Source organism: Geobacillus sp. Manikaran-105 (assembly GCF_002809955.1).
In the GTDB taxonomy this organism is placed as follows: Bacteria; Bacillota; Bacilli; order Bacillales; family Anoxybacillaceae; genus Geobacillus; species Geobacillus thermophilus.
The window spans coordinates 1-19,891 of record NZ_PIJG01000052.1; the positions used below are offsets into that span (position 1 = coordinate 1).

A 19,891-nucleotide genomic window follows, 5' to 3' on the forward strand; every position below is an offset into this window, starting at 1 on the left:
CATTTTGGACGAGATGCATTTAGCAAAGGATGCATTTTTACAGGACATCGCCATCTTGTTCAACTTTGAGATGGATTCGACCAACCCATTTGTCTTGATTTTGGCCGGGTTGCCCCATTTACAGGGGAAGCTGCGGCTCAATCAGCACCGCCCTCTCGACCAGCGGATCATCATGCGATGCCGGATGGGGCCGCTGGAGAAGGAAGAGGTGGCGGGCTGCATCGAGCATCGGATGAAACAGGCCGGGGCGAAGCATCCGATCTTCACCCCATCGGCGTTAGAGGCGATTGCCCTGCAATCACGTGGTTGGCCCCGTGTCATCAACACGTTGGCCACGACGTGCCTGCTGTACGGGCATCAGCTGAAAAAGGACGTCATTGACGAAGAAGTGGTGCGCATGGCTGCAGAGGAAATGGGGTATTAGCACGAAAGGGGCCAAATCGGCCTCTTTTGTGCTTCCTCTTTTTCATCGGTCCATCAGGCGCGCTGGAAATCTTCATCTGAAAGAGCGTGCAAATGTTCCGAAAGAATGTGCAAAATCCGCAATAATTCGCAAAAATTTTGCACATTATTTCCGAATCCGCCTGAAATAATTTGAAAAAGGGATTCTGAAATAATGTGCTAATTTACAGCGATGACATGGAATCCCTTTTTCAGACAGGCTTCGATGAGCGTTTGGGACGGATACCACGAATCCATGAGCACATACACCGGCCGATCCGGTTCCACCTTGAGTGAGGAAAGCATCTCGATCGCCAGGTCGATTTTGCTCCTTCCCGCCTTCTTGTCATACAGGCGGAACGCGAACGGAAACGCCTGCGTGAAGGTGTGCACCATCAGCCAAACGAGCGAATGCCCCCAGACCGATTGATGATCTTTGTGAGAGAAATGCCAACCACACCCTTGAATGGCGTGCGTTGCCCGTGACGAAGGCTTCGTTTTTTGGCAAATCGTATCATCAATCGAGACAAAGAGAGGCTGATTCTTTCGCTCGACCAGGCGCTCGATTCGGCGGAGGATCCACTCTTGAAGCTTCCCAAGCAGCCTTTCCTCRTYCCAAGGGCTTTTCGTGAAAAAGTGACTGAGCGTCGTTCGATGATTCGGATGAAAGCTCCAGTRATGAATATCRGTCAATGTTCCCGAGAATCCCTTGGTGGTCAAGGCATCGACGATATGAATGAGATGCTTGATGACCGGTTTGGAAAGCTGCAGCGTCAACCCCAAAGTGAAGAAAAACTTGTGGATTCCTTGGTGATGTGCTAATCTATTCATGAGACATGAACCTCCTTGTGTGAATGGGTTTTGTGCACATCTATTTTACCCAAGGAGTCCGGTTCATGTCTCCTTTTTTGTTTGGTTGTCAATTTATGTTAGTGAATTTGCTCATCTACAGTCATCAAGTTTCTTTGGGCTTTAAGGGGGCCGCAGAAGGCTTCGGTTTCTTCTCGTATCTTTTGGGAAGAGAGGGGCGAGAGTACGTGAGTTGAGGATGGTGGAAGGAAAGAGAAAAGCGGTCATGGAAATGGATCATTCCTGAAACGAGCATTCCTGTTAGGAGCTTTTCCGGGGACTTGATCAAAAAAAGTCCTCTTGGTATGATGCAGGGGTGTCAAACAATACCTACCATCATGCCAAGGAGGACTTCAGATGAATTGTACACAAAATTGTAAATTAGCACATTATTTCAGAATTCACCGAAAGTTGTACTTGACTATTTCAGAACATGCATTCTTTGTACTTATAAGGAAAAATCAGTAAATCAAATTTTACGTACACGGTGGCTCAAGAAAATCCCCTTTTAACCGAAGGCGAATAGATGGATGTGGCGGATTCGGCCGACGGAACACCAAGGAGAATCTTTATGATCAAGAGAATAAAGTTTATACTGTCCACTTTGAAGAACAAGTGCTGCGCTTTTTAGACTACAAGGCGGTCAAGCTGACGATGTTGATTTCTTTGATTACGATCATTGTCGGGGATATCATCTATCGACGCACGTAATCGGATGCGCAATGTGAACGAAAGGGGACGCCGGGCGTTGGTGCCCGGCAAGTTTGTTTAGGCGCCAGACGGCGATGAGACGATCGCTGTCTTTTTTTGGTTCACGAAGGTCGGCGGCGAGAACCGTTTTGGTGTGAAAGGAGCTTCTGGCCCAGCAAGGCGCAAACGACAACACCGCTTCCAGCGCCGTGCATCGTCTGGAAGCGGCGCTATCGCATCGGGCGCGGCCGTTGTGAACGGATGTTGGCAGCCGTCAAAGCAGGGAACCTGCTCGATCGAAACGATGCGATTGGCGATTGGCAGCGTAAGGGGAAACTTTTTTAGGAATTTTTCGTATACAGATAGGCGGCGAAAGTCTGGCTTGATTTTCAGCAGACCGTTGTGCCGACAGAGGCGGGAGTTTATGATACAATACGAAGTAGGATAAGCGGGGCGATGTGAGGGGAAACAATAGGGAAGGAGGATGGTTCATGTTAAACTTGGCAATTGTCTCACCACTGATTTATGCTTTATTCGTTCCGTTTTTGTATAAATATGTGCGTTCGATTCATACCGGATGGTTTGTGCTCCCACTACCGGTCTTATTGTTTTTATATTTTATTCAACATCTCCCTCTTACCCCCTACGGACAAACGATCCCTTGGATTCCGTCTCTAGGAATGGATTTTCAAGTCTATATGGATGGGTTAGGGCTACTCTTTTCGTTGCTAATCACAGGGATCGGTTCTCTTGTCGTGCTGTATTCGACTTACTATTTGCCAAAGGAAAAGGAAAAACTCGGCCACTTTTACGTGTATTTGCTTTTGTTTATGGGAGCGATGCTTGGCGTCGTTCTTTCGGACAACGCAATGGCGCTCTATCTATTTTGGGAATTGACATCGTTTTCATCCTTTTTATTGATTGGCTACTGGAATGAGCGTGAACGCTCGCGGTATGGGGCGCAAAAATCGATGCTCATCACCGTGCTTGGCGGGTTGTCTTTGCTTGGAGGATTTTTATTGCTTTCGGTCATGAGTGGAGGGTCGTACAGCATTCGCGATTGGATGGCTATGGCGGATGCGTGGCCGCAACATCCGTTATTTTTTCCGGCGATGCTCTTGATTTTGCTTGGCGCGTTTACCAAATCCGCGCAGTTTCCGTTTTACATTTGGCTTCCGGACGCGATGGAAGCGCCGACGCCGGTCAGCGCGTATTTGCATTCGGCCACCATGGTGAAAGCCGGCATTTATTTAGTGGCTCGCTTCACTCCGATTTTTGCTGTTTCTTCGCTATGGGTTTGGTTGGTGATGGGCATTGGAATGGCGACGCTTTGTTGGGCATCGTTTCATGCCGCTCGCCAAACAGATTTGAAAGGATTGCTCGCCTATTCGACGGTGAGCCAGCTCGGGTTGATTATGTCGCTACTTGGCGCTGGAGCGCTGGCTTTTCATGGCGATCCGGGCGATCGTCGTTTATATATGGCGGCCGTGGTGGCAGCAGTGTTTCACTTAATCAACCATGCGACGTTTAAAGGAAGCTTGTTTATGGCTGCCGGCATTGTCGATCATGAGACCGGGACGCGGGATATCCGGCGTCTTGGCGGGCTGCTCAGCGTTATGCCCGTCACGTTTACCGTTGCGGTCATCGGTTCATTGTCGATGGCAGGTGTGCCTCCGTTTAACGGATTTTTAAGCAAAGAAATGTTTTTTGCGGCCATGGTGCAGGTGGCGAACGCCCATTTGTTTTCGCTTGATGTCTGGGGGATCTTGTTTCCGGTGCTCGCTTGGGTGGGGAGCGTGTTCACCTTTTTGTACAGCCTTCTTTTTGTTGGGAAAACGTTTCTTGGCGCTCCGAGGCCTTCGGAATGGCCGAAACGGCCGCATGAAGCCCCGGTGGGGATGCTTGTGGCGCCGGTGGTGCTGGCCGTCCTTGTCATCGGTTTTGGACTGTTTCCGAATGTGTTGTCCAACACGGTGATTGCTCCGGCGGTGGATGCTGTTGTTAACGGCTTGTTCCGTCGGGAAGGGCTTTCCGTGCACATTAGTCATTGGCACGGATGGACGGCCGAAGTGTGGATGACGATCGGAGTGATTGTCCTTGGCGTGTTGCTATATCGGACGTTTGATTCATGGAGGCGCGTGTACGGCGCGTTTTCGCAGCGGCTTTCACTGAATCACTTATATGACACGGTCGTGCGGCAGATGGAAGAGCAGTCGTATTCGCTGACAAGCCGTTACATGACCGGGTATGTTCGGACGTATTTCTTGTATATTTTGTCCGTAATGATCGCGCTGCTTGTCGCAACGATTGTTTTGAAAGTAGATGGAAGGCTCTCGCTAAGCCATTTAGCGGAAGTGGGCATCCATGAACTGATATTGGCGTTGGTCGCCTTGATCGGAACAGCGACGACTGTGGCGGCCAAATCACGTCTTGTTGCGATTATCGCGTTAGGTTCGGTCGGCTATACGGTTTCCCTTTTCTTTGTGTTGTTCCGGGCGCCTGACTTGGCATTGACCCAGCTTGTCATTGAAACGATTTCTGTTTCGCTGTTTTTGCTTTGCTTCTATCATTTGCCGAAGCTCAGCCGCCATGAGAAAGGCGTTCGATTCCGGCTTGGGAACGCTCTTATTTCGCTTGGCGTCGGCGCGTTGGTCAGCGTGATCGCCTTGTTGGCGTACAGTGAGAAAAACTTTGCATCGATCGCTCAATACCATATTGAAAACGCGTATGAAAAAGCGGCTGGAAAAAATATTGTCAACGTCATCTTGGTTGACTTCCGCGGATTTGATACACTTTTTGAAATTTGTGTGCTGGCGATCGCGGCACTCGGCATTTACGCTTTAGTGAAGCTGAAAGCTCCGAAAGGGGAGAGCGGCAAATATGAATGAGCTCATTTTGCGGACGGTAACGGCCGTTGTCACGTTTATGATCATTTTATTTGGGATTCAGCTTTTTTTCGCCGGCCACTATTACCCGGGCGGCGGATTCATTGCCGGTCTCGTTACCGCCGGCGCCATCATTTTGCTGCTGCTGGCGTTTGACATCAAAACCGTCCGGTCGATGATCCCGGTTTCGTATCGCACGCTCATTGGTGTCGGGCTGCTGTTTGCCTTAGGAACAGGTCTTGGCGGCTTAGTATTCGATGTCCCGTTTTTAACGCACGCCCATGGCCATGTCATGCTGCCGCTGCTTGGGGATGTTTCGCTCCATACGGCCGTCTTGTTTGACTTAGGAGTCTATTTGGTCGTTGTCGGGGTGACCATGACGATTATCGAAACGATAGGAGAGGATGAATAAATGGAAGTCGTCATGATTATTGTCATCGGCTGTTTGTTTGCCGGCGCTACGTACTTAATGTTAAGCAAAAGTTTGCTTCGGATCATTATCGGCACGGGATTGTTAAGCCATGGAGCGCACTTGCTGTTATTGACGATGGGAGGATTGAAAAAAGGAGCGCCGCCGCTGCTTGACGTGCAGGCGGAACACTATGTCGATCCTGTTCCGCAGGCGCTGATTTTGACGGCGATTGTCATTAGCTTTGGTGTCACGGCGTTTTTGCTCGTTTTGGCGTATCGTTCTTATCAGGAGATCGGGACGGACAATATTGAACGGATGAGGGGAAAGGAAGACCATGACTAATGCAGTAATTTTTCCGATTGCGATTCCATTGACGACAGCGGTCATCTTGATGTTTTGCGTGAAATCATTGAAAGCGCAAAAAATGATTTCCCTCGTGTCAGCAGGGGTGCTCATCGCTGCGGGCGCTTGGCTTGTGCGCCTTGTCGACCATGAAGGGATGCAGAAGCTGGACGTTGGAAACTGGCCGGCACCGTTTGGGATTACGCTCGTCTCTGACATGCTTTCAGCGCTCCTGGTGTTGACAACGAGCATGATCGCGCTCGCTTGCCTGCTGTATTCATTTTTCACGATTGATTCGAAACAGGCGTCTATGTACTACTATGTTTTTTTTCAGTTTCTCATTGTCGGAGTGAACGGGGCGTTTACCACAGGGGATATTTTTAATTTATTCGTGTTTTATGAAGTGATGCTTATGTCATCGTATGCGCTTCTCGTTCATGGCGGCACGAAAATCCAGCTTCAGGAAACGATGAAATATATGGTGATCAATGTGTTTTCATCAGCGTTGTTTGTCATCGCCGTCGGCTATTTGTACGCCGTGACCGGCACATTGAATATGGCGCACTTAGCCGTACGGATTTCTCAAGCAGACAACACTGCTGTATTGACGGTCATTTGCTTGCTTTTTCTCATTGTCTTTGGGTTAAAGGGGGCGTTGTTTCCGTTTTATGTTTGGATGCCGGGGGCTTATTCCGCTCCGCCGTCAGCTGTGCTTGCGTTGTTTGGCGGCTTGTTGACAAAAGTCGGTGTGTATTCGATCTTGCGCACTTTCTCGCTCATTTTCCGTCAAGATGTCGGCTATACGCATACGATTTTAGCGTGGTTGGCGATCGCGACCGTTGTATTTGGCGTCATTGGCGCCGTGGCTTACCGCGATATGCGGCAAATCGCCATTTATAACATTGTGGCGGCCATCGGTGTGATGGCGTTTGGCATTTCTTTAATGACAGAAGAAAGTATGGAAGGCACGATCTTTTACTTGCTGCAAGACATGGTCATGAAAACGGCGCTCTTTTTCATTGTCGGGGCGATTGCGTATGTTGCGGGAACGAATCAACTCGGGCGGTTTAGCGGACTGCTCGGTTCGTATCCGCTGCTTGGCTGGGCTGTATTCCTTTCCGCTCTTGCGCTAAGCGGCATTCCTCCGTTCAGCGGGTTTATCGGAAAAGCGCTCATTATTCGGGCGGCGTTTGAAAAAGGACAGCTTCTGTTTGCGCTGGTTGTGTTATTATCCAGCTTGCTTGTGCTTTATTCGGTGATGAAAATTTTTATTCAATCTTGTTGGGGAGAAGCGCGCGGGTATGAGCAAAAACGAGTCGCCCCGCTGTATGTGCCGATTGTCGCGCTTCTTTCCTTGGCCGTTTTATACGGCGTCGGGGCCGAGTTTGTTCGTCCATATATCGCCCAGGCGGCGGCGACGTTGGCGGATCCGTCAATGTATATTGAGTCCGTGCTGAAGGAGTAGAGGCAAATGGCGCAACAATTGCTGCTCAACGTGATATTGGCATTCGTTTGGATGTTTCTTGCTGATTCGTTTAGCGGATCATCGTTTGTCATTGGATATCTTCTTGGTTTCGGCATCCTTTTTGTGCTGCGAAGATATTTTTCGACAACGTTTTATGTCGTCCCGTTGTTTGTGATTGGAAAGCTGGCGCTCATTTTCATCAAAGAGTTGTTGTTGGCCAACTGGGCTGTTTTGAAGATTGTTCTTTCCCCGTCGCTGAACATGAAGCCTTGCATCTTCGCCCTTCCGCTCGAAGTGAAAAAAGACTGGGAAATTACGCTGTTGTCGAGCTTGATTACGTTGACGCCCGGGACGTTTGTGATCGACGTCTCTGATGACAAGAAAGAGATTTATATTCATACGATTGATGCTCCGGATGTGGATGAAGTCATCCGACAAATCAAGACATCATTTGAAAAAACGATTTTGGAGGTGAGTCGGTGATGGTGGTGTTCAATGTCGCGCTGGCGTTGTTGTCGCTTGCTGTCATCTGCTTTCTGTATCGGGTTGTCAAGGGCCCGACTGTGGCGGACCGGGTCATTGCGCTTGATGCGATTGGGATTTGTCTGGCAGGCATTGTGGCGGTGCTGTCCATCATATTGGAGACGAGCGTGTTTTTAGAAATTATTTTGCTGATTGGAATTTTGGCGTTTCTTGGCACGGCGGCGTTTGCTAAGTTTTTGCAAAAGGGGGTTGTGATTGAACGTGACGGAAATCATTGATGGGGTGATCATGTTGCTCGTCATGGTTGGCGCGCTGTTAACGTTGATTTCGGCCATCGGCGCCCTCCGCCTCCCTGACGTCTATACGAGAAGCCATGCCATTAGCAAAAGCACTACTCTAGGGATGATTTTTATCTTAATGGGGACGTTATTTTACTTTTGGTTGAAGCACGATCATTTCAATTCCCGTTTGTTGTTGGCTATTGTCTTTCTGTTTTTAACATCTCCGGTGTCAGCTCATTTGATCAGCCGTGCGGCGTACTACTCCGGCGTTCGCCCGTGGGAAGGGACGGTTCGCGATGATTTAGCCGAACGGAGAGAACGTATAACGAAAAGCGCAAAGTAGAGAAGAAATAGCGGGATGTCCTTTCGGTTTCTCCAGACCACTCCGCTTTCACGGCATCCGCCTCTTTTTCGCCCTTTTCTGAAAAAAGAAATAAACAATGGCTTCTACGTGATATAATAATAGTAAGACCCATTACGGCTGTATGGAAGAAAGGGGGGAAGCGGCGATGGATGACCCGCAATATTTGTTTCTCGATTTCGAATTTACGATGCCGGAGACGAAAACGAATCCGAGCGGGTTTTGCCCGGAAATTATCGAAGTCGGCCTTGTTGCGGTTGTTGAGGAGCAAATCGTGAGCCAATTTTCCTCCTATGTGAAACCGCTCCGTTTTCCGCAACTCACCGACCGGTGCAAATCGTTCCTCAACATCACCCAAGCGCAAATTGATGGCGGCATGAGCTTTTTTGATCTCGTTTCCTTGCTCCGGCGGTATGACCGAGAGCGCCCGACGACCGTCATTACATGGGGCGGCATGGACATGAAAGTGCTCCGGGAAAACTGTCAGTCGGCGCAAGTCGCATTTCCATTCACCGGCGAACACCGCGATTTGGCTTTGGAGTATAAACGGTTTTTCGGCAACAAAAACCAAACCGCCTTGCGCAAAGCGGTGCAAGAGTATGGAAACGAAGCAGTTGGAAAAGCCCATTGCGCGCTCGATGATGCGTTTACCGCCTACACGATCTTCCGGCTCATCGAAAACGACAAAAAGTATTTGGCGAAGACGAAGCCGCCGACGCTCGGCGAGCGGATCGATTTCACCCAGCTGAGGAAAAAGTTTGCGTTATAGCCGGCTGCGTTGGCAGCGGCTTTTTTATGCTATAATATAGATGATTTTACGGCAGAAAGGTTGTTTGCGATGTGGCCATGGGTGTTGAACTTGTTTTTGTACTTTCCGGAAGACAAGCGTGAATACATTCCGGCGGCGATTTCCTTTGCCGTCTTTTTCTTGATGGCGGTGTTTACCATGCGGCTCATCGTCGTCATTTCCCGGCGTCAGGAGAAGGAGGCGAAGCAGCTGGAAGAACAGCTGCTCGGCAAACAGGACAGACAAAAACAGCCGCCGCATGTATAAACCGGCGCTTCCCCGGCAATAATGGCGGATAACGGATGTGAAGCTGGGGGGAGTTTGTGTTGCGTGGATCATATGCGATCATGTCCGCCGTGCTGCTCGTGTTGTCCGGCTGCGGGCAAGATGAAGGAACGAGCCGGACGGTGGAGATGATCAATGCGGACGGCGATCGGATCGGTACGGTGGAATTGACGGAGCAAGCCGAAGGAGTGCGGTTGAAGCTCGATTTGGAAGGGCTCCCGCCGGGGGAGCACGCCATTCATATTCATGAAAAAGGAAGTTGCCAGCCGCCTGATTTTCAGTCGGCGGGCGGGCATTACAACCCGGACGGGAAAAAGCACGGCCTTCTCCATCCGGAAGGGGCGCACGCCGGCGATTTGCCGAACATCATTGTGAAGGAGGACGGCACGGTCAACGTCGAGCTGACGGCGCCGAATGTGACGCTCCGGGAAGGGGAAAAAGGGACGCTCTTGACGAAAGACGGAACATCGATCGTCATTCACGCCAAGAAAGACGACGGCATGACCCAGCCGGCCGGCGACGCCGGCGGGCGGATCGCCTGCGGGGAAATCAAGTCGTCATGAAACAGGGGCTCGCGTGCGGGCCCCTGTTTCACGTTGCCGGGACAGCTCTTCGCATGGCAAATGCGCGAAAGCGACGGTTGCACGGCCTCTGCGGCACATGGTTGGCAGAACAGAGAACGGGAAGGAACGATCGTTTGGCTTCCTTTTCCTTTTTGATTGACATGGATAGAGGAATCCCGCAACGGATTTGGTGCTGTTTCGTTTCCGTTTCGCCATTCGCTTGGCCGCACTTCTTTGGCGCAAAGCTAGCCTAGCGCCGCCCCCAGCCGCCGCAGCCCTTCTTCGAGCGTCGGGCGTGGGCAGGCGGCGTTTAAGCGGATGAAGCCGGCGCCTTCGGGACCGAATTTGCTGCCGAATTCAACAGCCAGTTTTCCACTTTCCAACAGCCGCCGTTTCAGCTCCGCCTCGGAAAGGCCGAGGCCGCGGCAGTCGATCCAGATGAGATACGTTGCCTGCGGCCGGATGAGGTGAAGCGCCGGCAGACGGTCGGCCAAATAGGCGGCGGCCACCTCGATGTTTTCCTGCAAGTAGGCAAGCAAGGCGTCGAGCCACGGCCCGCCGCATCGGTACGCGGCCTCCGCCCCGACAACGGCGAACGCATTCAACGTAAAAAAGCCGTGACGCTGCTGGATGCGGCGGAACGCCCGGCGCCGCGAATCGTCGGGAATGACCGCTTCGGCCGCCTGCAAGCCGGCCAGGTTGAACGTTTTCGTCGGCGCGCGGAATGTGGCGCTTTGCGCCGCAAACTCGGGACGAAGCGCGGCGAACGGCACATGCTGGTGCGGCGGAAGCGTCAAATCGGCGTGAATTTCGTCCGATAAGACGAAGACGCCGTGTTTGAGGCACAGCTCCCCGAGCCGCTCGAGCTCGGCGGCCGTCCACGATTTGCCTCCGGGATTGTGCGGATGGCAAAGGATGAGCAGCTTTGCCCCGGGCAGTTTGGATTCCAAGTCGTTCCAGTCGATGACGTAGTTCTCTTCCGCCAGCCGGAGCGGGCTGAATATGAGCGTGCGTCCATGGCGGCGGACGAGATCAAACAGCGGCCGATAGACGGGCGAGAACACGACGACGCCATCCCCCGGCTCCGAAAACGCCTCAATGGCAGCGGCGACCGCCGGCACAACGCCAGGGGCAAACACGAGCCAAGACGGATCGATCGTCCAGTCATGACGGCGTTCAAGCCATTGGCACACCGCTTCTTTGAGTGAATCGGGAATGACGGTGTAGCCAAACACGCCGTGTTCAACCCGCCGCCGCAGCGCTTCCTGCACTTCGGGCGGCGCCGGAAAATCCATATCGGCGACCCACATCGGCCAGACGTCTTCATGCCCGAATACGCGCTTTGTATCATCCCATTTCACGGACAGCGTGCCCCGGCGGTCAATCACGCGGTCGAACAGGGACGCGGCCGTGCCTTCCCCGTTTTGGGCATGGCTTTTTCCCTCATCGAACGGAAACATTGTTGCATCTTCTCCCTTCTTTTTTTCGAATCGATGGCTTATAATTGGTTATATCATAGCAGCAAGAAAGGTGGATGGACAGCATGGACGGACAGCAGTTGAACCGGCTGCTTCTTGAGACCGTCGGCGCCTGGGACCCGTTCGGCCTCGGAAACGGCGCCTACGAGGTGGAAGCGGTCGACGTGCTTCAGGCGGTGTACGATACGGATGATCCCCGCACGCTGGCCGCCCGTATTCAGTCCATATATGAATTCGCGTTTGACAAAACGATTCCTGTCCGCGACTGTCAAAAACTCGCCCGCCGGCTTCTCAAACTGAAACACGCCGCATCTTGTTCGCTCCCGTGACGGCATCCGGCGGCCGGTTTGCGGAAATGGATGAAAGGGAGGAAGACAAAGTGAAACTGAGTGAAAAAGAACTAGAAATTGTCAAAATATTGGAAAAAGATGCGCGTACGCCGCTTGATATGTTGGCGAAAATGGTCGGCCTGCCAGTTGCGGAAACGGAGGCACTCGTCAAAAAGCTGGAAGAGGCGAAAGTGATCGTCCAATATACCGCGCTCGTCGACTGGCGGAAGGTGGACGGTCATGAAGGGGTGACGGCGATGATCGATGTGAAAGTGACCCCGAAGCGCGGCGTCGGCTTTGACGAGGTGGCGGAGCGCATTTACCGCTTTCCGGAAGTGACATCCGTCTATTTGATGTCCGGCGCCTACGACTTGTCGGTCGTCATTGAAGGGCGGTCGATGTCAGAAATTGCCCAGTTTGTATCGGAAAAGCTGTCGACGCTCGATTCTGTCATTTCAACGACGACCCATTTCATTTTGAAAAAATACAAACATGACGGCATCGTCTTTGGTCAAGGAGATCAAGATCGCCGCATCGTGGTGTCGCCATGAAGCCGCAAATGAGAAACACATACGTGTCGAAGACGGTCGCCGCCTTGAAGCCGTCCGGCATCCGCCGCTTTTTCGATCTCGCTTCCGGCATGGAGGGTGTCATTTCGCTCGGCGTCGGCGAACCGGATTTTGTCACGTCCTGGAGCGTCCGCGAAGCGAGCATTTTGTCGCTTGAGCAAGGCTATACGTCCTATACCCCAAACGCCGGGCTTTTGGAGCTCCGCCAAGAGATCGCCGCCTATTTGCGCCGCAAGTTTCACGTCGACTACCGGCCGGAGACGGAAATTTTGGTGACGGTCGGGGCGAGCCAGGCGATCGATTTGGCGCTGAGGGCGATTCTCGACCCGGGTGATGAAGTGATCGTCGTCGAGCCAAGCTTCGTGGCGTATGAGCCGCTTGTCGTGCTTGCCGGCGGGACGCCGGTGGCGGTGCAGACAACGGGCGCCGACGGGTTTCAACTCCATGTGGCGCAGCTGGAGCAGGCGCTCACCGCGCGGACGAAAGCGATCATCATTTGCTCGCCGAACAACCCGACCGGCACGGTTCTCCGTCCGGCTGAACTTGAAGCGCTCGCCCGCCTAGCGAAAGAGCACGATTTGCTTGTCATCGCCGACGAAATTTACGCCGAACTGACGTATGACGACGGCTATATGAGCATGGCCGCCGTCAGCGGCATGCGCGAGCGGACGATTTTGATTTCCGGGTTTTCGAAAGGGTTCGCGATGACCGGCTGGCGGCTCGGATTTGCTGCGGCGCCGGAAGACATTTTGCAGGCGATGTTGAAAATCCATCAGTATGCGATCATGTGCGCGCCGACGATGGCGCAATACGGGGCGCTTGAGGCGCTTCGCAGCGGGGAGCGCGATGTCGCCGAGATGCGCAGCAGCTACCGGCGGCGGCGCAATTATTTCGTGTCGTCGCTCAATGAAATCGGCTTGCCATGCCATATGCCAGGTGGCGCGTTTTACGCGTTTCCATCCATTCGGCATACCGGCATGACGTCAGAGCAGTTCGCCGAGCGGCTGCTCATCGAAGAAAAAGTGGCGGTCGTCCCCGGCAGCGTCTTTGGCCAAAGCGGAGAAGGACATGTTCGCTGTTCGTACGCGTCGTCGCTTGAACAGCTGCAGGAAGCCGTCAAACGAATAAAACGGTTTTTGGCGCGTTTGTAGCCGGCGGCCAAGGCGCCCACGCGGAAGTGGGGCGCCTTTTTCCGTTTTCGCATGCACACGCCCTCATCCATACGGAGCGGTAATGGCGGCTTGGTTCGGAACCGCTGTTTGCGCCGGCTTTTTCTTGACGCCTATACGCGCGAAAGAGCGGCAAGGACACGACCGGGGGGCGGCCGGTTTAGGAAAAAATCCATCGGGTCGGCAGTTGGCGGCGAGCCGCGCGCCACGGAGCAAGCACATTCGTGCAAGAAAAACAATCGCTTGGGCCTATCCCCTCATTTTTGGGTTTTGCCTTCCCCTTATGTTATAATACAGAAACGATGAAATTCACCAATAGGAGTGTTTTGCTTGCCAACGATCAAACGAGGAGCCATTGTGAAAGGGAAGGTGACAGGTATTCAGCCGTACGGCGCGTTCGTCCAGCTTGAGGGCGGCATGCAGGGGCTCATCCATATTTCCGAGATTTCGCACCGATTTGTCAAAGATGTGCGCGATTATGTCAATGTCGGCGATGACGTGACCGTCAAAGTGCTTGATGTCGACTGGAAGATGAAGCGGGCGAGCTTGTCCTTGAAGGCGCTTGAACCAGGCGCGGAGAAGCGCCAGGCGCGCATCAAAATGCCGCTTGAGCCGGGATTCCGCCCGCTAAAAGAAAAGCTGCGTGAATGGATCGAGCAGTCGAAGAAGGAAGATTTGCCAAAACAATAAAACACTCACCGCCAAGCGGTGAGTGTCCGGTTTCGCCCGCAAACTGCGGTGTCCCGCCCCGTTCAGGTGCGGGTCGGTTTCGGTTCAGTGCGCTCGAGCTCTTCGGCCGGTTTGAACAACAACGCCAGGTTGATCAAGCCGGCGATGCCGACAAGGCTGTAAATGATGCGCGACCAAACGGCGTCCTGGCCGCCGAAAATGGCGGCAACCAAATCAAATTGAAAAAACCCGATTAGTCCCCAGTTTATCGCGCCAATGATCGTCAATAACAAGGCGATCCGCTGCCACGCTCCCATCGTGTCCACCTCCTTTGGGCAAGATCTTTCATTCACTTATAGAATGAATCATAGCGGTTGAAAATATGCACGGCTGCTTTGGAAAGCAATCGGCTTTACAACGATGGCCGCGGCCGCCATAATAGAAGCCATAGAAGCCAAAGGAGGGAAACGAGATGAAACCATTTACATTCCGCAACCCGACGAAACTCATTTTCGGGAAGGGGCAAATTGAACAGCTGAGGCAGGAAGTGCCGCGCTACGGCAAAAAGGTGCTGCTTGTCTACGGCGGCGGCAGCATCAAACGAAACGGATTGTATGATGAAGTGATGGCCATCTTGGCCGGCATTGGCGCCGACGTTGTTGAGCTGCCGGGCGTCGAACCGAATCCCCGCGTCTCGACCGTCCGGAAAGGGGTTGATCTTTGCCGGAAGGAAGGGGTTGAGTTTTTGCTCGCTGTCGGCGGCGGCAGCGTGATTGACTGCACGAAGGCGATCGCCGCCGGGGCGAAATTCGATGGCGATCCGTGGGAATTCATCACAAAAAAAGCGGTCGTCACCGACGCGTTGCCGTTTGGCGTGATTTTGACGCTGGCAGCGACAGGGTCGGAGATGAATGCTGGTTCGGTCATTACGAACTGGGAGACGAAAGAAAAATACGGCTGGGGCAGCCCGGTGACGTTTCCGCAGTTTTCGATTTTGGACCCGACCTATACGATAACGGTCCCGAAAGAACATACGGTGTACGGGATCGTCGATATGATGTCGCACGTGTTTGAGCAATATTTCCACCACACGCCGAACACGCCGCTTCAGGACCGGATGTGCGAAGCGGTGCTCAACACGGTCATTGAGGCGGCGCCGAAGCTGGTCAATGACCTGGAAAACTACGAGCTGCGCGAAACGATCATGTACTCGGGCACGATCGCCTTAAACGGATTCCTGCAAATGGGCGTGCGCGGCGACTGGGCGACGCACAACATTGAGCACGCCGTTTCCGCGGTGTATGACATTCCGCACGGCGGGGGATTGGCGATTTTGTTTCCGAACTGGATGAAGCATGTTTTGGATGAAAACGTCAGCCGCTTCGCCCAGCTTGCGGTGCACGTCTTCGGAGTTGATCCGGCCGGAAAAGCGGAGCGCGATGTGGCGCTTGAAGGCATCGAGCGGCTGCGGGCGTTTTGGTCAAGCCTTGGGGCGCCGTCGCGGCTTGCGGACTATGGCATCGGCGAGGAAAACTTGGAGCTGATGGCCGATAAAGCGATGGCGTTTGGCGAGTTCGGCCGTTTCAAAACATTGAACCGCGATGATGTGCTCGCCATTTTGCGCGCTTCCCTGTAATGAGGCGATGCGGCGGTTTCGCGAATCAATCGATGATGGCGCCGGCTCGGCGACGGAATCTGCCTGAGCTGGCGCTTTTCCTATTTTCTTGGTTTGCCTGGGCGCGCTCCCAATCCCGCAGGACGGCGGAAAGGGAGGAGGGCGCGAAAAACAGCCGCCTCGCCCGAATCCATGGTTCTCGAATGAGGAAAAAGCACAACGTTGATTACGTTTCTTGAGGCGAGCAGCCTGAGCCCCTAGAAGGCTGGTGAAAAACGAGTTTTGTTCCCAAATCGGCGGCGTTTCATCAGGAAAGAAGACGAACTTCACAAGGTTTCTCTAATTGAAAAATGGTTGGGATAAGCTGTCTTTTTCGTTGCATCACCATCCCTCCAGGTGTCACGCAAGGAAATCGGCGCGGCGAACATGGCGAAAAATGAATCCGTTTCCAAAAAAGGTGGGCTGCTTGATTTCCCTTGTTTATTCCGCTAAAGTGAAAGAAGGCAATGAACATGAAAGGGAGGCGGAATGGATGACCCATATTCGGTTCGATTATTCGAAAGCGCTCGCCTTTTTTGGTGAACATGAGCTTACATACTTGCGCGATGCGGTGAAAGTCGCGCATCATTCGCTTCACGAAAAAACCGGAACCGGGAGCGACTTTTTAGGCTGGCTTGACTGGCCGGTCGACTATGACAAAGACGAATTCGCCCGCATCAAGGAGGCGGCGAAAAAGATTCAATCAGACTCCGATGTCCTTCTTGTGATCGGCATCGGCGGCTCGTATCTTGGCGCGCGCGCGGCGATTGAGATGCTGCATCATTCGTTTTACAACGCCTTGCCGAAAGAGAAGCGGAAAACGCCGCAAATCATTTTTGTCGGCAACAACATCAGCTCGACGTACATGAAAGACGTCATCGATTTCTTGGAAGGAAAAGACTTCTCGATCAACGTCATTTCCAAATCGGGGACGACGACCGAGCCGGCGATCGCGTTCCGTATTTTCCGCAAACTGCTCGAGGATAAATACGGCAAAGAGGAAGCGCGCCGCCGCATTTATGCGACGACGGACAGCAAGCGCGGCGCGTTAAGAACGCTCGCCAACGAGGAAGGGTATGAAACGTTTGTCATTCCGGATGACATTGGCGGCCGCTATTCGGTGTTGACCGCGGTCGGGCTATTGCCGATTGCTGCCAGCGGCGCGGACATCGACGCGATGATGGAAGGCGCGGCGAAAGCGCGCAGCGATTTCAGTTCCTCGGAGCTTGAGGACAACGCCGCCTACCAATACGCCGCCATCCGCAACATTTTGTACAACAAAGGGAAAACGATCGAACTGCTTGTGAACTACGAACCGGCGCTGCACTACTTCGCCGAATGGTGGAAGCAATTGTTTGGCGAAAGCGAAGGGAAAGACCAAAAAGGGATTTACCCGGCGTCGGCCGACTTTTCGACCGACTTGCATTCGCTCGGCCAATACATTCAAGAAGGGCGCCGCGATTTGTTTGAAACGGTGCTGAAGCTAGAAGAACCGCGCCATGAATTGGTCATCGAAGCGGAAGACAACGACCTTGACGGACTCAACTATTTGGCGGGAAAAACGGTCGATTTCGTCAACACGAAAGCGTTCGAAGGGACGCTGCTCGCCCATACGGACGGCGGGGTGCCGAACTTGGTCATCACCTTGCCGAAACTGGATGAGTACACGTTTGGCTATCTCGTCTACTTCTTTGAGAAAGCGTGCGCTATGAGCGGCTACTTGCTCGGGGTGAATCCATTTGACCAACCGGGAGTGGAAGCATACAAAAAGAACATGTTCGCCCTCTTGGGCAAGCCGGGGTATGAGCAGCTGAAAGAAGAGCTGGAAAAACGGCTGAAATGACAACGCGGTTCACCGCTGTCCGCCATGCTGCGACGCGTCCCAAACGGCGGAAAAAGCGCCTCTTCCCTTTTGCGAGGGAAGAGGCGTTTTTTTAGCCTGCCCCCGTTGTGAACCAGCCGTTTGGCTGCTTAGCGCCCGGGCGCGGCTATATCGCCCCCTGCCGTTTTTCACCAGGCGTCTGAAGTCGCCGCGGGCAAATAATCCCCGTCAAACGGGAAACGATAAAAAAGAAGGAGGGGTTGTCTATGATTGAACTTCCGTCGCGTTTGGAAGGGAAGCAATTTCAGCTGTACCATTTGGAAGAGCAATTAAAACCACTCGGTTATGTGATCGGCGGCGGCTGGGATTACGATCACGGGTATTTTGACTACAAAATCGCCGACGACTTAGGTTACCAGTTTTTGCGCGTGCCGTTTCGGGCAGTCGACGGGCAGCTTGATTCGCATGGCACGACGGTGGAGCTTGGGCGGCCGTTTTTGCTTGCGCATAAATATCAACAAGGAATTGATGATTTCGCCGATGTGGGCAATGTGGGGGCGGCGTTCAACCAGTTTGCCGAACCGCAAGACCCGGATGCGACCGTTCCCGAGCGGTATATTTCCGTCGGTAAAGCGCTCGTTCAAGAGTTGGAGCGCCGCCTGCTCGATTAAGGAACGATCGCGAACAGTCGGTCTCCTTCTTCAATGAGGCGATACGGCGAAACGGAAACGGTCCGGTTGTCGGCGCAGACGACGGCAAGCGCGGTGATGTGGCGCCCAAGCAGCCGTTGCTGCACGTCATGAAACGTCTGTCCGATGCATTCGGCATCCGGCTCAAGCAAGGAGAGCGTCTGCGTGCCCGAGCGGCTGAGCATCGCCGTAAGCGCGCCGGCGACGCCCGGGGAGCGGAGGCTGGCGGCCATGGCGAAACTCGCCAGCAAGTTCGTCTCAATCACCTCGTCGGCGCCGGCGCGGAAGGCGTTTGCGACGTTGCGCGCCGTTAAGATTTCGACGATGGCGTACACCGACGGGTTGAGGCTTTTGGCTGCCAGCAGCGTCACGATCGCGTCTTTGTCCGCTTCTGCCTCGGCTTTGTGCGGATTCGCAGTAATGAGCAAAAACCGCGCTTTTTGAATGTTCGCCTTCTCCAACACCGCATCATCGCCGGCCGACCCTTTAATGAAATGAACGGGAACATCAGGGAGCGGGTGGGACGGCACGGTTGCGTCGATCAGCACAAAACGGAGCGACGGCTCGCGCCGGGCGAGGCGAAGCAGCACTTCCCGCGCCCGTTCGTTCCAGCCGACCACGATGGCGTGATCCTGATCCCGATACTTAAAGCGCCCGCTTGTGCGCGCCGTTTCTTGGGCGGCGGCCGCCGCGGAGACGGAAGCGAAATAGGCGGTGAGAATGCCGGTGCCCAGTGCGATGAGCACGATGGCCGCCATCTTTCCAGCGACTGTTTTGGGCACGATGTCGCCGTAGCCGATCGTGGCCGCGGTCACAATCGCCCACCAAATGCCGTCAAACACGGTGCGGAACGTCTCCGGTTCAATGAGGCGCATGAGCGCGCCAAACAGCACAATCGTGGCGCTCGCAGCGGCAAACAAACGGATGATGGCCGGCCAGCGCCAGTATGCGAACAACACATCCCTCGTTTTCATCGCATTCCCTCTCTCGGATTTTTCTCCCTTTAGTGTGGACCATTTTTGCATAATCATTCCTATTCCCTCGCATACTAGGAAACGGAGCACGACGGAAAGGGGGAAAAGCGGCGATGGAGATGAACCGCGTCAAACAAATCGTTTCGTCGCCCGCTGATATTCCGGTCTATTACAACGGGGTATCGGTCTGGATCGACGCGTATGACGAAGAACGGCAAATGGCGACCGTCCATTTGCGCGACGGCCGGCTCAATGAGCGCCGGGACGTGCCGGTCGCCGAGCTGACCGAGGAGCGCGAATGACCCGCAGGACGGGCGTGAAACCGATGACGAACCAATTCGCTGGAAACGGCAAGGTTACGGACGAAATGTCTGTAACCTTATTTTATTGGCCCCGCTGTTCGGCGGTTGCCCCGGTGTTTTTTAACATCTTTCCGAAAGAAGTCTCCCACTTCTAAACGAAGTGAAAGTGGGAGATGAATTTCGGTTAGGTATAGCCTAAAATTGTCTCTTTTTTGTGTGTTATGATATAATCAGTTTTAGAAAAATGAAAGGCTGTTGTATCAATGAAATTAGACAATAATAACCATTCAGTGTTCCTCCTATTTCGCGCAGGAGACTCCCACTTCAACGACCAAAGGGAGTAGTGGAAGAGGAATGCGCGTTCCCCCTTTCTTTTATGTATGATAGAATAA

General features: G+C 53.3%; 22 protein-coding genes and 1 pseudogene. 19 read left to right on the forward strand and 4 right to left on the reverse strand.

From position 1 onward, the window contains the following. Positions 1 to 424: ExeA family protein (locus CV945_RS17615; RefSeq protein ID WP_369806440.1), on the forward strand; the 424-nt coding region annotated here is incomplete at its 5' end. A gap of 203 nt (positions 425 to 627) precedes the next feature. Here CV945_RS17615 and CV945_RS13795 read toward each other — a convergent pair. Continuing rightward, a pseudogene (locus CV945_RS13795) lies at positions 628 to 1,272 on the reverse strand (transposase); the annotation flags it as partial. 1,199 nt (positions 1,273 to 2,471) lie between these two features. On the opposite strand from CV945_RS13795, the gene CV945_RS13800 reads away from it, so the two are divergent. The 10 genes from CV945_RS13800 to CV945_RS13845 all read left to right on the forward strand — a co-directional run bounded on the left by CV945_RS13800 (position 2,472) and on the right by CV945_RS13845 (position 9,844). After that, positions 2,472 to 4,868: a Na+/H+ antiporter subunit A gene (locus CV945_RS13800; protein ID WP_100659984.1), complete on the forward strand. Its 2,397-nt coding sequence runs from the start codon at positions 2,472 to 2,474 to the stop codon at positions 4,866 to 4,868. Next, on the forward strand, positions 4,861 to 5,277 hold the full coding sequence (locus CV945_RS13805) for a Na(+)/H(+) antiporter subunit B (protein ID WP_100659985.1): 417 nt from the start codon (positions 4,861 to 4,863) through the stop codon (positions 5,275 to 5,277). Before CV945_RS13800 ends, CV945_RS13805 begins: the two co-directional genes overlap by 8 nt. Next, positions 5,278 to 5,619, forward strand: a complete 342-nt coding sequence (locus tag CV945_RS13810) for a Na(+)/H(+) antiporter subunit C (RefSeq protein ID WP_033010707.1) — start codon at positions 5,278 to 5,280, stop codon at positions 5,617 to 5,619. After that, positions 5,612 to 7,084, forward strand: coding sequence for a Na+/H+ antiporter subunit D (locus tag CV945_RS13815; protein ID WP_100659986.1), 1,473 nt, complete (start codon positions 5,612 to 5,614; stop codon positions 7,082 to 7,084). The genes CV945_RS13810 and CV945_RS13815 overlap by 8 nt, the downstream gene beginning before the upstream one ends. 6 nt (positions 7,085 to 7,090) lie before the next feature. After that, a complete protein-coding gene (locus CV945_RS13820; protein ID WP_033010710.1) occupies positions 7,091 to 7,567 on the forward strand; it encodes a Na+/H+ antiporter subunit E in 477 nt (158 codons plus the stop codon). Beyond that, positions 7,567 to 7,845 (forward strand): Na(+)/H(+) antiporter subunit F1, encoded by a 279-nt coding sequence (locus tag CV945_RS13825; RefSeq protein ID WP_193444154.1) that lies wholly within the window; start codon positions 7,567 to 7,569, stop codon positions 7,843 to 7,845. The genes CV945_RS13820 and CV945_RS13825 overlap by 1 nt, the downstream gene beginning before the upstream one ends. A gap of 10 nt (positions 7,846 to 7,855) precedes the next feature. Next, the gene (gene mnhG / locus CV945_RS13830; RefSeq protein WP_049624271.1) at positions 7,856 to 8,191 is read left to right on the forward strand and encodes a monovalent cation/H(+) antiporter subunit G; all 336 of its coding nucleotides are present in this window, start codon (positions 7,856 to 7,858) and stop codon (positions 8,189 to 8,191) included. A 166-nt stretch (positions 8,192 to 8,357) separates the two neighbouring features. Next, the gene (kapD, locus tag CV945_RS13835; protein ID WP_033016292.1) at positions 8,358 to 8,978 is read left to right on the forward strand and encodes a 3'-5' exonuclease KapD; all 621 of its coding nucleotides are present in this window, start codon (positions 8,358 to 8,360) and stop codon (positions 8,976 to 8,978) included. 69 nt (positions 8,979 to 9,047) lie between these two features. Then, positions 9,048 to 9,263, forward strand: coding sequence for a hypothetical protein (locus tag CV945_RS13840; protein WP_033010715.1), 216 nt, complete (start codon positions 9,048 to 9,050; stop codon positions 9,261 to 9,263). An 80-nt stretch (positions 9,264 to 9,343) separates the two neighbouring features. Next, on the forward strand, positions 9,344 to 9,844 hold the full coding sequence (locus CV945_RS13845) for a superoxide dismutase family protein (RefSeq protein ID WP_171698329.1): 501 nt from the start codon (positions 9,344 to 9,346) through the stop codon (positions 9,842 to 9,844). A gap of 245 nt (positions 9,845 to 10,089) precedes the next feature. Here CV945_RS13845 and CV945_RS13850 read toward each other — a convergent pair whose 3' ends face one another. Beyond that, a complete protein-coding gene (locus CV945_RS13850) occupies positions 10,090 to 11,304 on the reverse strand; it encodes a MalY/PatB family protein (RefSeq protein WP_080729610.1) in 1,215 nt (404 codons plus the stop codon). Between the two features lie 83 nt (positions 11,305 to 11,387). On the opposite strand from CV945_RS13850, the gene CV945_RS13855 reads away from it, so the two are divergent. The 4 genes from CV945_RS13855 (at position 11,388) to yugI (ending at position 14,079) form a co-directional block, all read left to right on the forward strand. After that, positions 11,388 to 11,651: a DUF1871 family protein gene (locus CV945_RS13855; protein WP_033010717.1), complete on the forward strand. Its 264-nt coding sequence runs from the start codon at positions 11,388 to 11,390 to the stop codon at positions 11,649 to 11,651. Positions 11,652 to 11,701: 50 nt separating this feature from the next. Continuing rightward, positions 11,702 to 12,202, forward strand: a complete 501-nt coding sequence (locus CV945_RS13860; RefSeq protein WP_033010737.1) for an Lrp/AsnC family transcriptional regulator — start codon at positions 11,702 to 11,704, stop codon at positions 12,200 to 12,202. Continuing rightward, positions 12,199 to 13,371, forward strand: a complete 1,173-nt coding sequence (locus CV945_RS13865; RefSeq protein ID WP_033010718.1) for an aminotransferase — start codon at positions 12,199 to 12,201, stop codon at positions 13,369 to 13,371. The genes CV945_RS13860 and CV945_RS13865 overlap by 4 nt, the downstream gene beginning before the upstream one ends. Before the next feature lie 348 nt (positions 13,372 to 13,719). Beyond that, positions 13,720 to 14,079, forward strand: a complete 360-nt coding sequence (yugI, locus tag CV945_RS13870) for a S1 domain-containing post-transcriptional regulator GSP13 (protein WP_033010720.1) — start codon at positions 13,720 to 13,722, stop codon at positions 14,077 to 14,079. 62 nt (positions 14,080 to 14,141) lie between these two features. On the opposite strand, the gene CV945_RS13875 is transcribed toward yugI, so the two are convergent. After that, complete coding sequence (locus CV945_RS13875) at positions 14,142 to 14,375, reverse strand: DUF378 domain-containing protein (RefSeq protein WP_033010722.1); 234 nt, start codon at positions 14,373 to 14,375, stop codon at positions 14,142 to 14,144. 155 nt (positions 14,376 to 14,530) lie between these two features. Here CV945_RS13875 and CV945_RS13880 point away from each other — a divergent pair, with 155 nt between their 5' ends. The 3 genes from CV945_RS13880 (at position 14,531) to CV945_RS13890 (ending at position 18,205) form a co-directional block, all read left to right on the forward strand. After that, the gene (locus CV945_RS13880; protein ID WP_100659987.1) at positions 14,531 to 15,694 is read left to right on the forward strand and encodes an iron-containing alcohol dehydrogenase; all 1,164 of its coding nucleotides are present in this window, start codon (positions 14,531 to 14,533) and stop codon (positions 15,692 to 15,694) included. Positions 15,695 to 16,205: 511 nt separating this feature from the next. After that, positions 16,206 to 17,555, forward strand: coding sequence for a glucose-6-phosphate isomerase (locus CV945_RS13885; protein WP_044742697.1), 1,350 nt, complete (start codon positions 16,206 to 16,208; stop codon positions 17,553 to 17,555). A 245-nt stretch (positions 17,556 to 17,800) separates the two neighbouring features. Continuing rightward, positions 17,801 to 18,205, forward strand: a complete 405-nt coding sequence (locus tag CV945_RS13890; protein WP_033010726.1) for a YugN-like family protein — start codon at positions 17,801 to 17,803, stop codon at positions 18,203 to 18,205. Here the strand turns inward: CV945_RS13890 and CV945_RS13895 are convergent. Beyond that, on the reverse strand, positions 18,202 to 19,197 hold the full coding sequence (locus CV945_RS13895) for a potassium channel family protein (protein ID WP_033010727.1): 996 nt from the start codon (positions 19,195 to 19,197) through the stop codon (positions 18,202 to 18,204). The genes CV945_RS13890 and CV945_RS13895 overlap by 4 nt on opposite strands. Positions 19,198 to 19,310: 113 nt before the next feature. Between CV945_RS13895 and CV945_RS13900 the strand changes: the two genes are divergently transcribed. Beyond that, positions 19,311 to 19,499 (forward strand): H-type small acid-soluble spore protein, encoded by a 189-nt coding sequence (locus CV945_RS13900; protein WP_033010728.1) that lies wholly within the window; start codon positions 19,311 to 19,313, stop codon positions 19,497 to 19,499. The last annotated feature ends 392 nt before the right edge of the window (positions 19,500 to 19,891 follow it).

Excerpts from the sequence above, each read along its gene's own strand:
- CV945_RS13850 (WP_080729610.1), bottom strand. The coding sequence starts at position 11,304 with ATGTTTCCGTTCGATGAGGGAAAAAGCCATGCCCAAAACGGGGAAGGC.
- CV945_RS13800 (WP_100659984.1), top strand. The coding sequence starts at position 2,472 with ATGTTAAACTTGGCAATTGTCTCACCACTGATTTATGCTTTATTCGTT.
- CV945_RS13890 (WP_033010726.1), top strand. The coding sequence starts at position 17,801 with ATGATTGAACTTCCGTCGCGTTTGGAAGGGAAGCAATTTCAGCTGTAC.
- CV945_RS13815 (WP_100659986.1), top strand. The coding sequence starts at position 5,612 with ATGACTAATGCAGTAATTTTTCCGATTGCGATTCCATTGACGACAGCG.
- CV945_RS13840 (WP_033010715.1), top strand. The coding sequence starts at position 9,048 with ATGTGGCCATGGGTGTTGAACTTGTTTTTGTACTTTCCGGAAGACAAG.
- mnhG (WP_049624271.1), top strand. The coding sequence starts at position 7,856 with ATGTTGCTCGTCATGGTTGGCGCGCTGTTAACGTTGATTTCGGCCATC.
- CV945_RS13820 (WP_033010710.1), top strand. The coding sequence starts at position 7,091 with ATGGCGCAACAATTGCTGCTCAACGTGATATTGGCATTCGTTTGGATG.
- CV945_RS13825 (WP_193444154.1), top strand. The coding sequence starts at position 7,567 with ATGGTGGTGTTCAATGTCGCGCTGGCGTTGTTGTCGCTTGCTGTCATC.
- CV945_RS13895 (WP_033010727.1), bottom strand. The coding sequence starts at position 19,197 with ATGAAAACGAGGGATGTGTTGTTCGCATACTGGCGCTGGCCGGCCATC.
- CV945_RS13900 (WP_033010728.1), top strand. The coding sequence starts at position 19,311 with ATGGAGATGAACCGCGTCAAACAAATCGTTTCGTCGCCCGCTGATATT.
- CV945_RS13845 (WP_171698329.1), top strand. The coding sequence starts at position 9,344 with ATGTCCGCCGTGCTGCTCGTGTTGTCCGGCTGCGGGCAAGATGAAGGA.
- CV945_RS13855 (WP_033010717.1), top strand. The coding sequence starts at position 11,388 with ATGGACGGACAGCAGTTGAACCGGCTGCTTCTTGAGACCGTCGGCGCC.
- CV945_RS13810 (WP_033010707.1), top strand. The coding sequence starts at position 5,278 with ATGGAAGTCGTCATGATTATTGTCATCGGCTGTTTGTTTGCCGGCGCT.
- CV945_RS13865 (WP_033010718.1), top strand. The coding sequence starts at position 12,199 with ATGAAGCCGCAAATGAGAAACACATACGTGTCGAAGACGGTCGCCGCC.
- CV945_RS13805 (WP_100659985.1), top strand. The coding sequence starts at position 4,861 with ATGAATGAGCTCATTTTGCGGACGGTAACGGCCGTTGTCACGTTTATG.
- CV945_RS13885 (WP_044742697.1), top strand. The coding sequence starts at position 16,206 with ATGACCCATATTCGGTTCGATTATTCGAAAGCGCTCGCCTTTTTTGGT.
- CV945_RS13880 (WP_100659987.1), top strand. The coding sequence starts at position 14,531 with ATGAAACCATTTACATTCCGCAACCCGACGAAACTCATTTTCGGGAAG.
- CV945_RS13875 (WP_033010722.1), bottom strand. The coding sequence starts at position 14,375 with ATGGGAGCGTGGCAGCGGATCGCCTTGTTATTGACGATCATTGGCGCG.
- kapD (WP_033016292.1), top strand. The coding sequence starts at position 8,358 with ATGGATGACCCGCAATATTTGTTTCTCGATTTCGAATTTACGATGCCG.